This window comes from Streptomyces sp. NPDC048506 (genome assembly GCF_040651315.1).
In the GTDB taxonomy this organism is placed as follows: Bacteria; Actinomycetota; Actinomycetes; order Streptomycetales; family Streptomycetaceae; genus Streptomyces.
In genome coordinates this window covers 1-15,035 of the sequence record NZ_JBEZIX010000101.1, presented here as the reverse complement: position 1 = coordinate 15,035, position 15,035 = coordinate 1, and the positions used below count along the sequence as shown (strand labels likewise).

10 protein-coding genes are annotated in these 15,035 nt (G+C 66.5%); 6 read left to right on the top strand and 4 right to left on the bottom strand.

From position 1 onward, the window contains the following. Window positions 1-651 precede the first annotated feature (651 nt). From AB0C96_RS42295 to AB0C96_RS42280, 4 genes are all read left to right on the top strand, one after another. Window positions 652-1,293 carry a PadR family transcriptional regulator gene (locus AB0C96_RS42295; protein ID WP_362925541.1) on the top strand — a complete coding sequence of 214 codons (642 nt, stop codon included), beginning with the start codon at window positions 652-654 and terminating at the stop codon, window positions 1,291-1,293. Next, entirely contained in the window at window positions 1,293-2,912 is a 1,620-nt protein-coding gene (locus tag AB0C96_RS42290; RefSeq protein WP_362925539.1) for a DHA2 family efflux MFS transporter permease subunit, read from the top strand. Before AB0C96_RS42295 ends, AB0C96_RS42290 begins: the two co-directional genes overlap by 1 nt. 1,063 nt (window positions 2,913-3,975) lie before the next feature. Further along, window positions 3,976-4,671 carry an ABC transporter ATP-binding protein gene (locus tag AB0C96_RS42285; protein WP_362925538.1) on the top strand — a complete coding sequence of 232 codons (696 nt, stop codon included), beginning with the start codon at window positions 3,976-3,978 and terminating at the stop codon, window positions 4,669-4,671. A 41-nt stretch (window positions 4,672-4,712) separates the two neighbouring features. After that, window positions 4,713-6,836, top strand: a complete 2,124-nt coding sequence (locus AB0C96_RS42280) for a hypothetical protein (RefSeq protein WP_362925536.1) — start codon at window positions 4,713-4,715, stop codon at window positions 6,834-6,836. Between the two features lie 163 nt (window positions 6,837-6,999). Here the strand turns inward: AB0C96_RS42280 and AB0C96_RS42275 are convergent, their stop codons facing one another. Continuing rightward, window positions 7,000-7,302, bottom strand: coding sequence for a hypothetical protein (locus AB0C96_RS42275; protein ID WP_362925534.1), 303 nt, complete (start codon window positions 7,300-7,302; stop codon window positions 7,000-7,002). Window positions 7,303-8,821: 1,519 nt separating this feature from the next. Here AB0C96_RS42275 and AB0C96_RS42270 point away from each other — a divergent pair. After that, window positions 8,822-9,745: a hypothetical protein gene (locus tag AB0C96_RS42270; RefSeq protein WP_362925533.1), complete on the top strand. Its 924-nt coding sequence runs from the start codon at window positions 8,822-8,824 to the stop codon at window positions 9,743-9,745. A 498-nt stretch (window positions 9,746-10,243) separates the two neighbouring features. Further along, complete coding sequence (locus AB0C96_RS42265; protein WP_362925531.1) at window positions 10,244-11,182, top strand: ADP-ribosylglycohydrolase family protein; 939 nt, start codon at window positions 10,244-10,246, stop codon at window positions 11,180-11,182. Between the two features lie 777 nt (window positions 11,183-11,959). Here the strand turns inward: AB0C96_RS42265 and AB0C96_RS42260 are convergent. The 3 genes from AB0C96_RS42260 to AB0C96_RS42250 are packed head-to-tail and all read right to left on the bottom strand — an operon-like array spanning window position 11,960 to window position 14,592. Then, window positions 11,960-12,565 carry a hypothetical protein gene (locus tag AB0C96_RS42260; protein ID WP_362925530.1) on the bottom strand — a complete coding sequence of 202 codons (606 nt, stop codon included), beginning with the start codon at window positions 12,563-12,565 and terminating at the stop codon, window positions 11,960-11,962. Further along, window positions 12,562-13,845 (bottom strand): hypothetical protein, encoded by a 1,284-nt coding sequence (locus AB0C96_RS42255; protein ID WP_362925528.1) that lies wholly within the window; start codon window positions 13,843-13,845, stop codon window positions 12,562-12,564. The genes AB0C96_RS42260 and AB0C96_RS42255 overlap by 4 nt, the downstream gene beginning before the upstream one ends. A 3-nt stretch (window positions 13,846-13,848) precedes the next feature. Beyond that, entirely contained in the window at window positions 13,849-14,592 is a 744-nt protein-coding gene (locus tag AB0C96_RS42250; protein ID WP_362925526.1) for an ATP-binding cassette domain-containing protein, read from the bottom strand. Window positions 14,593-15,035: the final 443 nt, after the last annotated feature.

Sequence of the window (15,035 nt, the reverse complement as noted above, 5' to 3'; positions counted from 1 at the left end):
AGCCATGGTTGAGGGTTCCGCTTTCCCATACCTAACCAACCGACGCACCTGTCCAGAGGGCACGGCTACCAGCGTTGTGTTAGGAGCTCTTACAGGGCCCGCAACATCGTCGAACGCTGCTTCACGGCGACGGCCGCCGAACGCCCGGCCCGGCGGCCGTCGGCCAGGCGTACGCGTGCCCCTACGCGCCGCCCCGGTAAGCCTCACATCAAGCAGATGTGAGGCTTCGGGCCCATTCAGCGGTGTCCCGGGAACAGGCCATGAAGGCGCTCATGACCGGCGTGGAGACGTGCCACATCTGCTGCCTGGACATCGAACTCGACCTCTGGCCTTGTACCGGCCCCGGCGGTGTAGCCAAGGCCACCCGGGCGAGGCAGCGTCGCGGTCACCTCGCCGGGCAAGCCGGGCAGGGCGAGCTCCGCGGTGTTGCGGGCGCGCGCCGGTACTGCGAGGTGCGCACGGCTGGGGCGGGGCTGTCGACGAGGTTCGGGAGGGTGCGGCGCAGCCACAAGCACTGGTCGATGCCGCACTGGGTGACCGCCATTTCGGATCTACTCCAAGTAGGGTACTCCAACCGGAGTACCCTACTTGGAGTAGATCGGAGGCAAGGGCATGAGTGAACCAAAGACCCGCAAGCTCAACCTGCTGGCCATGGCAGTCCTCGAAATCCTCGAGGAGCAGCCGGCCCATCCCTACGAGATCCAGCAGGTCATGCGCGATCGGCAGCGCGACCGCCTGGTCAAGCTCACCACCGGCTCGCTCTACCACTCGGTGGAGAGGCTGGAACGGCTTGGTCTGATCAAGCCCGTCGACACCACACGGCAGGGGCGTCTGCCCGAGCGAACGGTGTACACGATCACCGAGGAGGGCCGTGCTGCGTTCCTCGGCCGGCTGCGGGAGATGCTCTCCGCCCCGGCTGACGAGTTCCCGGAGTTCCCGGTGGCGCTCGCGTTGCTGCACACGCTCGACCGTGAAGAGGCGATCGAGCGGCTGAATTGGCGAGCGGCCATCCTGGAGGCGCTCATCGCCGGCTGTGAAGTGATGGCCAATCGGCTGGCCGAGTTCGACGTCGAGCCGATGTTCTTCATTGACCTCGACTGGCAGATCTGCAGCAGGCGGGCCGAGTTGAAGTGGATCAACAACCTGGTCGAGCGGCTGCGCAGTGGCTCGCTCCACTGGGATCGGAAGGCGGCCGCCCCGCCATCCCGCCTCAGCTTGATCGAGGGCAGCGGCAAACCGCACGGCTCCTCGGCCGAGGGTACGGATGGTCCCAGGGAAGGTGCGGCGAGCTGATGAATCCGTTACGTGTCACGAAGCCTTGGCTTGCGCTCAGTGCACTCTGCGTCGGTCTGTTCATGATCTTGCTCGACACCACGATCGTGAATGTTGCTGTCCCCAGCATGCAGGCAGACCTGCACGCCGGTCTCGACCAGATCCTGTGGGTCGTCAGCATCTACATCCTGGCCTACGCCGTTCCGCTCATCCTGGCCAGCCGGCTGGGGGACAGGTTCGGCCGTAAGCGGCTCTACGCCATCGGGCTGCTGGTTTTCACCGTTGCCTCCGGCCTCTGCGGCTTATCAAGCAACAGCACCGAGCTGATCGTGGCCCGCGCGGTGCAAGGCATCGGCGCTGCGCTGATGAACCCTCAGACGCTCACTTTCATCACGATCCTGTTCCCGCCGAACAAGCGCGGCGCGGCGTTCGGGGTGTGGAGCGCGGTCGCCGGAGTGTCCACCATCACCGGCCCACTCCTAGGCGGGCTGATCGTGGAGCAGCTCAGCTGGCAGTGGATCTTCTTCGTCAATGTGCCCATAGGGGTCCTCGGCCTGGTACTCACCCTGTTCGTAGTGCCCGAGTCGCGTAATCCGGTCACACACCGGTTGGACCCCCTGGGCATCCTGCTCGTCAGCGGGGGGCTGTTCGCCATCGTCTATGGGCTGCTGGAGGGAAGCCGCTATCACTGGGGCGTGATCACTGGCCCGGTGTCCGTGCCGGCCCTGCTCGTCGCCGGTGTGTTGCTGGTCGCTCTCTTCCTGCTACTGCAGCACCGCTCCCATGACCCGCTGGTGCCCCTGACGCTGTTCGGCAACAGGAACTTCTCGCTCGCCAACATCGTGGCCACAGCCGTGGGCTTCGGTATGGTCAGCCTGCTGCCGTTGATGCTCTTCCTACAGGCGGTGCTCGGTTTGACACCGCTGCAGGCCGGTGTCGTGACCGCACCCGCATCCCTCTGCGCCGTCGTCATCGCGCCGTTTGCCGGGTTCCGAGCCGACCGGACAGGCGGGAAGTACCTCCTATTCTCTGGTCTCTTGGCGTTCTGCGTCGGGATCGGCAGCAGTTTGCTGATTGCCAAACCCGGCATGAGCGCCTGGCTGATTCTGCCTGCGGTGATTGTCCTAGGCGCCGGCACCGGCCTGCTGTTCACCACCATGACCACGGTAGCGATCGGCGACATCAAGCCAGAGCTTTCCGGTGCCGCCTCCGGGGTCTTCAACACGACGCGGCAGCTCGGCCAGGCGCTTGGCACCGCTGCTGTTGGCGCGTTGCTGCAGTCGAGCCTGCGTCACTCACTGCACCACGAAGCCGTCACCGCCAGCGCTCAGTTGCCAGCTCCACTGCGAAGTGGTTTCGTCGACAACTTCGCCAACGTCAGCACCGATGGCGTGATCGACACCGGACCACCCCAGCCCGGAGTCTCCGCTTCGGTCGCCGCGCAGCTGCACCGATTGGGCAAAACAGTATTCGACAGCGGCTACGTCACCGCGATGCGCTGGACCCTGCTGCTGCCGCTCGGACTGCTGCTGGTTGCCGCTGTCTGCAGCCTCGGAATTCGCCGCCGGCCTCAGGAATCGATCCACGCCGGTGCATCCAATCCCACGACACTGGCCGAAACCGGCCACTGGCGTGGATGACCCCTCGCGCGTACTGGCAACCGGACTCGGAGCACCGGTCGGTCCCGGTGAGCGCGGGCATCTACTGATCGTTTCAGAGTGCGGTGCGCAGTCGTCTCAAGTAGATGAGGCTGCACGCGAGTTCGAGGAGTCCTTGGTGGAGGTCGGCGCCCACAGGGTCGACCAGGCGGCGTTCGCGTGGAACTTCCCTGAGGGAAGGTGAGCCAGGTGCCCGGCCTTGCCGTCGGCGATGACCTGCTCGATCTCCGCGTGGCGGCGGTGCTGCCGCTCGGCCTGAAGGGTGGCGAACGGTCTTGCGGCCGGTGAAGGCGGTGTAGGCCCGCGCCTCGGCGATCTCCGCACCCCCTGGGACAGGCGATGAACGAACGAGGCATTTCAGGGTACATGCCTGAAAAGTTCGTAACGTGCCCTTGGTGTCTTAGGTGGCACTTCCTGCTTGATCTAGCTGAATGCAGATTTAGAAGTTGCAATCCATGAATTGTGCGCATACTGTGCTCTTTGCAGCTACGGGGGGGCTGACCTTTCAAGGCCTGTTAGTTTGCGCCGACACATTTTGCCCCTCGTAGCGCGAAACAGAGGCATGGGACCTCTGTAGCTACTCGAATGGGGAATCGGGGAAATGGGTAACAGTGCGCGCCGTCTTGCCGCTATAGCCATCGGGGGAGCCTTCCTGGCAGGAGTCGCCCCCGCTCAGGCAGCGGAACTTTATGCTGCTACCTCTGCGTCTTCCGGCTGGGTGAGCCCGCAGCACGCTTACGCTTACGCGAAGGACACCAAGGCGGACGGTGATTCCGTCTACAGCCAGTACGCTCGGGAAAACTCCGGAGACTACTTCCTGCACAACAAGAGCGGCAGCGGTACCACGGCAACGAGCGGTGCCGGAAAATACATTTACGCGCTGAAGAGCTGCATCTCCCTGGACTGGGAGCCTGACACTTGCGCGACAGCGGACTAAATTCCCGACGCAGCTCCTGATCGACCGGCGATCAGAGCTAACTTCCTTACGGCCCGGCAGCCCGGTACGGCTGCCGGGCCGCCGCAGCATCCAGCGAGGCAGATCAGTATGGTTCATCCGAACGTTGCCACTCACTCGATTCTGAGTCTCAAAGAACTGAGATACAGCATCCGCGAGCGTCAGCTGCTCCAGGGCATCACCTTGGAACTACCCTCCGGGGAGTCCGTCGCGGTCACCGGCCCGAGCGGCAGCGGAAAGAGCACCTTGCTGTCGTTGGTTCTGGGCCTCATCACCCCAGGTAAGGGGCAGGTGTCGGTAGTCGGCCGCGACATGTCCACGTTGCGCGGCAAGCGCCTGGCCCGGCATCGCGCACAGCACCTCAGCATGATTTTCCAGTTCGGGGAGCTGCTTCCGGAACTGACTCCCGTGGAGAATGTGGCACTGGCAGCACTGCTGGCCGGTGAGCCGCGGCAGGCTGCTTATGAGCGGGCGGCCGGTCTGCTCGATGAGGTGGGCGTTACTGGCACCACTGCCACCACGGGCGAGCTGTCGGGCGGTGAGCGTCAGCGGACCGCGGTGGCGCGTGCCTTGATGAACAAGCCGTCGTTGATCCTGGCCGATGAGCCGACCGGCTCACTGGACACCGCTGCGCGAGGCACGGTGGCCGATCTGCTGTTCTCGCTGCCGCAGCGCTGGGGTTGCGGGCTGCTTGTGGTCACCCACGATCCGAGTGTGGCTGCTCGCGCCGACCGGCAGTTCAACCTGCGCGAGGGGCTGCTGCACGCTGGGCCGGTGACGACATGACGAGGGCGCGGCGTGGCGTCGGTCTCGGGACCTCGTGGCACATGCTGCGGATCGGCCAGGCCGCCCGGCGGGGCCGGGCAGCGAGCGCCACCCGCTTCGTGGCGCTGTTGTTCGCCACGGCAGCGCTGTGCCTGGCTTTCACCTCACTGGTGGCGGTGTACTCCGGCTACGCGGGAACGGAGGAGCGCACCGCGGCCCGCAGTCCACAGCGAGTGGCAGGTAGCCACGGCGCAACGCTGGCCCGCTACTTGCTCAAGCAGGACACGTTGGATGATGCGCGCGCCTACACCGTCGTGTATGTGGAACCGTTGAGCTCTGCCGTCGCCCCGCCGCCTGGTCTGGCCTCGTGGCCCTCCCCCGGCGAAGCGGCGCTCTCGCCCGCCCTGCTTCGGGCGGGAGCTCGCGAGCACATCGCTGATCGCTACGGCAGATTGGCAGGAACGATAGGCCCAGAAGGGCTGGCGTCTCCCAGTGAGCGTTTCGCCTACGTCCGACCCGCGCACACCATGCGGGGAATGGTGGAGGCACGCCCCATTCATGGATTCGGTGCCGCGGCGGAGTGGGGCAACGGAGACTTCACCCACCAGCGGCCTGTCTGGGAATTCCTGCTGACTGTCTGCGGCTTTCTGCTGCTCCCCGCAGCCGCCTGTGTGGTGCTGGCTGCCCGGATGGGCGCTGACGAGCGGGATCGGCGCACCGCCCTCGTCACCGCCCTGGGCGCACTGCCGGCTCACCGCCGACTTATCGTCATCGGGGAAGCGGCCGCCCCTGTGATTGTGGGAGCGGCGGTCGGATCGGTGCCGGCTGCCGTCGGCTGTCTGGTCGACGTGCCTTTCCCCTTTTCGCACTTCACGCTCTACGCGCCGGACCTGCGGGCCTGCGCTCTCTGGCTTGTCGGCGCGGCATTGCTGTCACTGGTCGTGACACTCGCCGCGGTCACCGTTTTGCACCGCCACCGGCGGTCGACCGCAGCCACACGGCTTCGCGCCTCCCACGCAACCCTCTCCAGGATCGCTTGCTGGGCTTGCCCGTTGTTCCTGCTGGCCGCCTCCTACGGCCCGGGACTTGCCCCGTCGAGCGCGTCGCGCGTGCTGTTTCAGGCAGTGGGTACGCTCGGCGGATTTGCCACCCTGCCTTCACTCATTGCAGCAGCCTGCACCGCAGTCGGCTCTGCTCTGGCGGGACTCTCCCGCCGCTGGGCCGGACCTGCTGCCCTGATCTCGGGACGATGGATGGCGGCTTCTGCCGCCACCACTGCACGCCTGGTGTGTTCGGTGGTGATCGCCATCGGTCTTACCGGCGAGGCGCAACTGTGGATGTCTCGCATGGCCGAGCCGGTCCGGCAAGCAACAGCCGTGCGCCAAGTGGTCGGTGACAGCCTGCTGACGGTGACCAGCCCCAAGCGCATCACCCCGCAGTTCACGACGTCGCTGCCCGAACAGGTCGTGCTTATCTCGCTGGATGAGAACAAGGGCACCACGCGTCTCACCGGTACGTGCCCGGACCTCACCGTCCTGCATCTTCCCTGCCACTCCGGCGCGGTGACTCCCGCGATGCATACCGACGAACGCCTGCGTTACGCCTTTGGCAACGGCATCAACATCACCACCAGCGTCACACCGCATGCACCCGCCCGCATGAGCGGTACAGCGCTGTTGCTCTCCCGCGATGGAGCCGCGCTGGACGTCTCCGAGATCAAGCGCACGGCCAACCGCACGCTCGCACCTGGAACCAGCGTCAGCGCGCTGGGCACCGGCTGGATCAGCGGGGGGAAGGTCCTCAGTGACCAGTCAGGCTGGTTGCTCTTCCTCGGTCTGCTGGGCACATCCGTCCTTGCCGTTGGGTTCGCCCTCAATACTCAGGCAGAGTTCTTGCGCCAAGGGCGTGCCGCTGCGCCCGTAGCGGTGCTCTGCGGACGTCGGACGATCTTCTTCGGGCTCAGCGGGTGGAGTCTGCTTGCTCCCGTTCTCGTCTCCGGAGCCATCGGAGTTTTCGTCTACTCCTGGCTTGCCGGGCCCCTGGTGGCTGACGGGTACGCGAGCACTTCGTCGCCTCTGATGCTCGCCAGTCTCGGAGTGAGCAGCGTGCTGGGGCTATTGCTGTGGGGATGCGGCGGTACCATCGCCGCCCGCATCGCCAGTCGCTGGCGCCCCAACGGCGATTGACCGCACACGGGCATACCTCACGGATGCGAGGGGCCGACTTGGCTCCCGTCGGCCCCGACCGACGGGAGCCGCAGCAGCCCTTCGCCAAGGGCACGGCCGGTGAGGCAGATCCGCGCACCGCAGGCGCCGCACAAGCCGAGCGGCGGCTGGAGGGCTCTCGTGCTCACGACAGGGCGAGCAGGACGTTGAAGAGGATGTACAGGCCTCCGAAGGAGACCGGTGCCAGAATCGCGGCGACCGCCCGCAATCTGATGTGGCGCCGCCGCCAGGGCAGCAGCCAACTGATCAGCAGGAGTGCCAGGGGGATGACGAGCCCGCAGCCGAACAGCTTGAGGCCGAGCACAAAAGTGCTCTGGTAGGCGTCGTTGTCGCACGAATTGCCGCACAGGGCCGGAGTCAGCCAGACGAGCCAGAAGATCACCAGCCCCTCCAGCAGAACAACAGCAGTCGAGATCGCCGGGGCCATGACCGCCAACGGATCCCGATCGTCATCCGATGGGCATCTGGGCACGACTCCATACAGGTGCGGCAACTGTTCCATCCCACCAGCCAACCCGTCGCCGTGCCTGCGCGCCTGAGTCCGCGTACTCAAATTGCCCGTCCGACGCACTGACCAGCGAGTTCATGGCCGCTTCGGCCCCAACGCGCTAATTCTCACCTGACCTGGGCTCGGTACCTTGCACGGTAGAAGCAGCAGCGAACTCCAGGCGGGCCACGACGCCGGTCTTCAGGGCCCGGCGCGGCGCTACCAATGTCGCCAGAGCTGGTAGAGCCGGAGCACTTCAGTCTGCCACCATCCCGGCCCGAGCTCGCGATGCTGTTCCTCTCCTCCCACTCGGAGAGCACGCATTGCGTACGCCATGGGCCGCTGAGAGGCATCGGCTGAATCAGGCAGGATGGGGTTTCATGACGGGTGGGAGAGACGAGCTCGCAGAACTGCTGCAGCGCGCCGGGCTGGAAATCGTGGGAGACCGACGGACCGAAGAGGTGCTGCCGCCCCGGGCCGCGTGGCGCACTGTAGTCGCCTACGAAGCCGAGCCAACCGTGGCGGTGAGAAGTGACAGGCCGGACCTGGTCGCGGAACTCAACGCTCAGTGGCACCGGCTCGCGGTCAAGGACGGGATCATCGGCGAGGACGGTGTGTTCCTCATCGACGTCGCCGGCAACTGGGCGGGCTGCGCGCCCAGGCAGTGGACGCGGGTCCGGCTCACCCCCCAGTGGAACCTCGTCGGCGTGCTGGGTGAGCGGCCCGGCCAGCCGGAGTTCATCACGCTCTCGATGGACGGGAACTCCCTGCTCGGGGCGACTACCGAGGAGTACGAGGTCTGGCTCGTCGCAGTGGACCGGATCAGGGAGCGACAGGAGGCCGCCGCGCAGGCACGGGCCCAGGAGTCCCCGGAGAAGCGGGCAGCCGCCTGGGCGTCGCTGCTTCGGGGGCCGGCTCCTGTGGGCAGGATGCGCGAGTTGTGGGCACATGGGCTGGCGCTCAACCCATCCACACCCGACGCCATGCGCGCCAGCCTGCTCGGTCTGACGCATTTCGTCATGTGGCGCCCGATGACCGCGGCCGTCGTAGAGGAGGCAATGGTCCACCCGGACTGGAAGGTGCGGGAGCTGCTGGCCGACGCCCAGCCGAACATCACACCTGAGCAATGGGCACGTCTGATCCTTGGCGAGCAGCACCCCCGGCATCGATGGATCCTCACGACGCTCGCGGCGGACCGGCGTGCTGAGCTGACCGAGACCGCCTATGAACAACTCGCCGCCGACTCTTCCGCCCCGGTCCGCGAAGAGACCGCTCGTCTCCCCGGACTTCCCCCGCGGATAGTGACCGTTCTGGCAGCCGACCCTGACCCGGCCGTGCGAGCAGCGGCCATCCCGAGCGCCTGCCTCATCTGGGGCACCCGGCCCGGCGCAAGCTCCTGGACGACCACCACGGAAAGGTCCGCAGAGAGGCGCTGCTCCAGCACCACCAGGTCCACCCGATGCCCCAATCGGTCTTCGACTCCGAAGACCTCAAAAAAGGCGCCGCCGAGACCTGTCGCCTGGAGCGCGGCCTCGCCGAAAACCTGGCCCGCCACGGCGATCCAGACCAGCGCTGCTCCCTCGCGGGCAACCCGAACTTGGACCCGGACCTGGTCGCGCTCCTGGCCCAGGACACCGAAGAGACCGTCCGCTCTGTGGTGGCCACACGCCCCGACCTCACCGAGGAACAGCGGGCAGGCATCCCCATCGACTTCGATCCACGCGGCCACGCCTCCCCGCTCCGCTGGGTCACCGCACTGCACGACGACCCCGACGCCATGCGCCGCCTGGCCGCCTCCTCCCACCCCCTCGTGCGCAGAAGCGTCGCCCGCGCCAAGCGCCTCCCACCGGACGTCATCGAACTCCTCGCCCGTGATGAGGACCGTGTCGTCCAGCTTTTCCTCGCCGAATCCTGCGACGACGCACCCGCTGACATGCTGCTTGAGGTATGGCAATGGTGGACCGGAAGCCTCAGCCACCCTGACCGCCCCCGCAGCCACCCCAATTTCCCTCGCATCGGCCTCCTGCAATACGCCGACGACCAGAACCCACGCATGCGCCAACTGGCCCTCGATGACCCGGAGTCCACACCCGAGCTGGTGGAGCGATTCGGCCGGGACATCGCGGCGGAGGTACGACTGCGAGCAGCAACCGACCCCCGGCTGACGGCCGCCTCGGCTGTGCGCATGCTCGACGACCCACACGAATCCATCCGTCGTGCGGCGGCTCTGCACCCGCAGTTGCCGGCCCGAGTGCTGGTCGAGCTGCTGCGCGACACCGACACCGCACAGGCTGCTGCCAAGCACCCGACGCTACCCGTCGCCGTCATAGAGCAGATGATCCAGCGGTTGCAGCCCCCAGCCAGCGCCACTCCGAGGTCTTGAGCCCATGGTTGGTGACAGACCATGCCGGCTGCCCTATTGGGACGACGCCATGCCGAGCCCTTCCCCGACGCGTTCGGGTCAGCGCCGCAAATGACCGCGGTCGAATCAGCTCAGGCCAGCAGTACACGCGCGAGTCGGCCGGGGCGGCGTGTGGTGTCCTGTAGGTGCGGGCCGGGTGTGTCGCTTCGGGAGCCTGGAGCATGCCCGGCCAGATGCTTCGCCACCGCCATGTTCTCTTGGGCTTGGCTGGATCCGAGATCCCGGGATCGCATTGGTGACCCAGGTCAACGTCTTGCGTCGATCTGGCGCGGGTGCACGACAGGTGTCGCTGACCGAGCGGCTGAGGATGCGCCGCAACGCGGCAGGCCGTGCGGTTTCGTGAGGTTGCTGCCCAGCGGCAGTGATCGAACGAGAGGAACGGAAGCTGCCTTGGGTGTCCGACAACCGGGCGAAGAACTGGCCGGTGCGGCCGCCGTGTGACGCCGATAGCCTGCGCGGATGAAGCTTGTGGAGCGAGCCATCGCGACGGTCGTCGGCTCAGCGGTAGGCGACGCGCTGGGAGCCCCTTTCGAGTTCGGCCCCCCGGGTGCGTTCTCTGCCCGTTTCCCAGAACCCGGGTGTGGTGGCGAGATGTGCGGAGGCGGCGGTTGGGAACCGGGCGAAGCCACGGACGACACGCAGATGGCCGTTCTTGTCGCGGAGTCGCTACTTCAGCGGGGTGGACTGGACTTGCCCGACATCTTCGCCCGCTTCCAGCGGTGGGCGGCAGCTGACCCCAAAGACATCGGCCTGCAGACCGAGGACGTGCTGACAAACGGCATGCCGTGGGATCTGGCCGCCGCAATTCATTTCCAGGTCAACCAGCGAGCAGCCGGTAACGGCTCACTGATGAGGGCGTCGACATCTGCGGTCTACTTTGCACACGCTGGCCAGTCGGCCACGATAGATGCCGCCCGGCGCATCGCTGCCCTTACCCACGGCGACCGCGCCGCCTGGGAAGGCACCGCCATATTCCACGAACTCATTCGCCTCAGCCTGGCAGGTGCCGACCCCCTCTGCGCCCTTCCTGACGTTCTGGATCTCGTCCATCCTGACCACCGTCAGCGATACGCAACAGTCCTTGCTGCTGACTGGCATCCCGACCAGGCAACCGAGTTCAACGGCGCAGTCTGGCCCTGCTTGGGGTCGGCGGTCTGGGCTCTGCGCAGCACTTCCAGCTTCGAGGACGCCATTCGCGCGGCGATTGACGTGGGTGGTGATACAGACACTGTCGCCGCGGTCACCGGAGGTCTCGCGGGCGCGTATCACGGATTGGATGCGATCCCTGTCCGCTGGACCGAGCCCTTGAATGTCCCCCTTCCAGGGTTTGGCGGACGGGTACTGCGTCTGGCCGATCTGATCGATCTCGCGCACCGCCTCGGAGCTGAGGCGGACTGACGCGGTCAGCGGTTGAGCTGTGCCATCAGCTCACGGTTTGCCGGGCGTACCGCGGCGAGGTCTTCATCCCGTTCCGCCAGCTCTGTGCTGAGGTCGAGGACCTGCTGCTCCAGCTCACCGATCCGGCGGGTGAGCGTTTCGACGGCGGCGGGGGCACCTGTCGGCGTACACGTGCGCGTGCAGAGCCGCGTACAGATGAACGTGCAGAGTTTTTAAGGTGTTGAGGGCTGAGCCCCGGCAATCTGCTTCGCGTCCTGTCCAGGGGTGCGGAGGAGGAAAGCCGTGACCGCCAGCCTTGACGTTGCTGAGCTCGAGACATAGGTGTTCCAGTCGCCTGCGGAGAGACGCTGCGAGGTGACGGCGACGTCGGTGTGGATGCCCAGGTTGTGGGCAAGGATCGCGGCGATCTCGGCGAGCCGGACGTGGACTCCCCGAACTGCAGCTTCGCCCGGTAGTCCGTATCGGCGGGGTCGGTGATCCCGAGGACGTGCGGCGGCAGCTGCAGAGCTTCGCAGATGCGGCGGCGGGAGCCGACGTCGCCGAGGGTGCGCTTTCCCAGTTCGAGGGCGGAGATGTAGGTCTTGTCGTAGCCGAGGAGTTCGCCGAGGAAGGTCTGGTTGATGCCGTGCACCCGCCGGTAGAACCGCATGATTGCGGCCAGGTCCCCGACCCGATCTTGGTCGGGGACCTCGTCATTGTGCGGCCTCAGTTGGCCGGCCGATGTCTGACAGCACCGGATCTGGTTCTCCGGCCGGAGGTAGAGGCTTGGAGCCGCGGTCAGGTGGTGCGGGCAAGGGGGTTGAGCAGGGGACGGTTCTTCCAGAGCACGACTGCGCAGCCGATTATGAAGAGGACGCTGGCCTCGGCGGCGCCCAAGGCAGACGTGGGTTCCTGGATGGGCCATGCCCAGGGTTGTGGTGAGCCTCCTGGTCTGCGGCCGGCGGCGGCGCAGGCAAGAGGGAGCGCTGCGACGCAGATCGCGGCGATTCCTGGGCCGAGAGCAGCGCGGACGATGAGCGCGGCTCCGAGGAGGCCGATGCAGTTGCGGGCGAGGGAGAGAGCTGCCGGCCGGTCCCACAGAAGCTGGACGCTGGCTGCCAGCAGCAGGGTCAGTAGGGCGAATGCGCAGCAGAGTGCCAGGTTGCGTCGGCCTGTGTGGCGCAGTGCGACCTCTTCGGCGATGGTGTCGCCGCGGTCGATGCCGTGCAGGAGCAGGACGACCGGCAGCACCCCGAGGATTTGCGTGACCAGGAGTTGGCCTGAGGGGCCTACGACTGCAGGTACGGGAATGGCTTCCTCGCGTACGACGATGGCCATGACATACACCGCGAGTGTGGCCACTGCGACGGCCGGGGCGCCCTTGGCCTTGAGCCACCAAATCATCGCGATGTCTCCAGGGCGTGGGCTGACGGGATCGGAGCGGGGTGGGTCGTGCAGTCGCGCAGAGCCTTGCTGTTGTGCCGGAACCAGGCCAGTTGCTTGTCCTGGGAGGACTGCTGAACGCGCGCCGCTACCTCGGCTTCCTTCTCCCCGTAACGGCCGGCGGCCTCTTGAGATTCGGCTCCGGCAGTCAGGGCGAGCCATGCCGCAGTGGGGCCGTAGGCGTCAGCACCGGGAAAGTCACTGCCGGACTGGGCACAAGCCGGTGGGTCCGAGGGCAACAGGGCGGTGCCAACGCCTGCGCGCACCTCTGAGGCGCTGGGGTCAGGCCAGGTACCGATGAACAAGGCGTCGTCTCCTGAATGTTCCTCCATGGTGAGCGTCTTGGGGACGGGAAGTCCGGCCTTCTGGAGACGATGCCGGGCGTCAGAGGCGTTCTCGCGGATCATGGCGGCTTGCCGGGACAGTTCTGGCCACAGGCACACGCGCGGGTTGTCCCCGGCGCATTGCAACTGATCCTCGGTACGGGGTGTGACGGGGTCGGCGGGCAGCCCGTAGGCGAGCCAACCGCTGCCTGCCGTGCCGACCACCAGCGCTGTGCTGATCAGGACGGCGCGCGTCCGCTGGTGCAGTGCGGTCAGAGCCAGTGCACATGCGCTGATCACTCCGAGGGCCAGTACGAGGGCGCTGGCGGCGGCGCGCCAGTTGGGGCTCTGGTCGAGGGAGCAGCACGAGGACATGCCGCCGGTGACCATGTGGCGCAGCCACAGCGGTTCCATGGCGGCCGGGTAGGCGGTCAGGACGAAGCTGAGGACGAGCGCCAGGGGTGTGGCGATTACCAGGGGCAGGCGCTTTCCGAGCAGGAAGCCCGCCATGGAGTGGGCGGCGAGGATGACCAGCCAGACGAGCACCATGCCGATCGGCGGCGCGCCGACATCGGGCTGGCCCGTGGAGATGGTCAGGGCGGCGGCGACTGCCATGCCGACCGCTCCCAGTACGAAGACCGGCGCCAGGAGTGGCAGGGCGATGCCGAGGGTTGAGCGGGTCGGGGCCCAGCCGGCCACGTTGCCGCGGGTGAAGCGGGTGCCTTCCCAGGCACCGGCGGTGGCGCACGCGGGGGCGACGAAGGGCAGTGCGAAGGTGGCGGCCCCCAGGGCGCTGGGCCAGTAGCCGTGGGTCACCTTGGCGGTGAGGTCGTCCGACAGCAGCAGCGCGACGAAGGCTGCCAGCAGAGGAGCCAGCCAGGTGGCTGAGGAGGAGCGAAGAACGGTACGCCACAGCACGGCTCACACCTCCTGAGCGATCAGCTGGGTGTACGCGCCCTCTGCCCGACGTCCCTCGGGAGTCCCCTGCGGCGCGAGGGCCAGGAAACTGTGAGTGTCGCCCTCGAAGCGGACCTGGCCTTTGTCGAGGATGACGACATGGTCGTACATGGCATCGAGGTCCTCGGTCTGGTGGGTCGACACCACCACCTGGATGTCGGACAGCAGGTTCGTGACGAGGTCGCGGAAGATCTGCCGTTGCGACGGGTCGAGGCCGGCCGTCGGTTCATCAAGCAGCACGATTTCGCTGCTGTGGACCAGCGTTCCGGCGATACCCATGCGTCGCAGTTGGCCACCAGAGAGCTGATGGCTCTTCCGGTCGGCAAGGCTGCCCAGCTTCACGCGCTCCAGGGCATCGCGTGACTGATCCCAGGCGTCGGAACGGGGCATCCCTTTCAACCAGCCGATGTAGGCGACGTTCTCGCGCACCGTGAGTCCGGGCATGGGTTTGACATTCTGAGGCAGCCAGCCCACCGCCTTCCGGTAAGCCGCCTGCGATTTCGACTGAGAGGGATCGGTTCCCCGCCAGGTGACGGTGCCCTCACTCGGCGAGATCCATGAGGCGGCGATGCCCAGAAGAGTCGATTTCCCCGCCCCGTTCGGCCCGAGAAGGACAGTGGCTCTGTGTTCGATGGAGAGATCGAGCCTGTGGAGGACGGGGACCTTCCGGCCGTATTGGAAGGAACACCGAGTGAATTTCAGAGACATGCCATCCTTGCTTCTCGCGAGCCGAACGAAAGCCGGCCGGGAGCGCATTACGCTCCCGGCCGACGCTTCATGACTGAACGGTTACCACGCTATCTTGACGGGGTTCGCATTCAGATGGAACGTCCCCTGCCCCGAAGTTCCGTTGATCTCGTCGAGGCTGAAGTAGTAATCACCCTCCGCGAGGCGTCCCCAAGACTTGGTGCTGCTGCACACATCGCTCTTCTGACCCTTGTTCGTGTCCGGTTGCCACCAGGGCACTGTGTGGGCCGGTACCTTGCCCGGGGGTAGTTCGTCGAGGACTTCGTGGGTGACGGGCCGCAGTTACTTAGCGCACACAGCTCAGGTGTTTGGGTCTGCTGCACGATCGGGTGGCATCTGAACTGGCTTGCCCTGTAGGGCGGGTGGGAAGGATGTCGCTGTGCCCAAGCCTTATCCGGAAGAGT

Coding starts and splice junctions, on each gene's coding strand:
- AB0C96_RS42295 (WP_362925541.1), top strand. CDS start 652: ATGGCAGTCCTCGAAATCCTCGAGGAGCAGCCGGCCCATCCCTACGAG.
- AB0C96_RS42290 (WP_362925539.1), top strand. CDS start 1,293: ATGAATCCGTTACGTGTCACGAAGCCTTGGCTTGCGCTCAGTGCACTC.
- AB0C96_RS42285 (WP_362925538.1), top strand. CDS start 3,976: ATGGTTCATCCGAACGTTGCCACTCACTCGATTCTGAGTCTCAAAGAA.
- AB0C96_RS42280 (WP_362925536.1), top strand. CDS start 4,713: ATGCTGCGGATCGGCCAGGCCGCCCGGCGGGGCCGGGCAGCGAGCGCC.
- AB0C96_RS42275 (WP_362925534.1), bottom strand. CDS start 7,302: ATGGCCCCGGCGATCTCGACTGCTGTTGTTCTGCTGGAGGGGCTGGTG.
- AB0C96_RS42270 (WP_362925533.1), top strand. CDS start 8,822: ATGCCCCAATCGGTCTTCGACTCCGAAGACCTCAAAAAAGGCGCCGCC.
- AB0C96_RS42265 (WP_362925531.1), top strand. CDS start 10,244: ATGAAGCTTGTGGAGCGAGCCATCGCGACGGTCGTCGGCTCAGCGGTA.
- AB0C96_RS42260 (WP_362925530.1), bottom strand. CDS start 12,565: ATGATTTGGTGGCTCAAGGCCAAGGGCGCCCCGGCCGTCGCAGTGGCC.
- AB0C96_RS42250 (WP_362925526.1), bottom strand. CDS start 14,592: ATGTCTCTGAAATTCACTCGGTGTTCCTTCCAATACGGCCGGAAGGTC.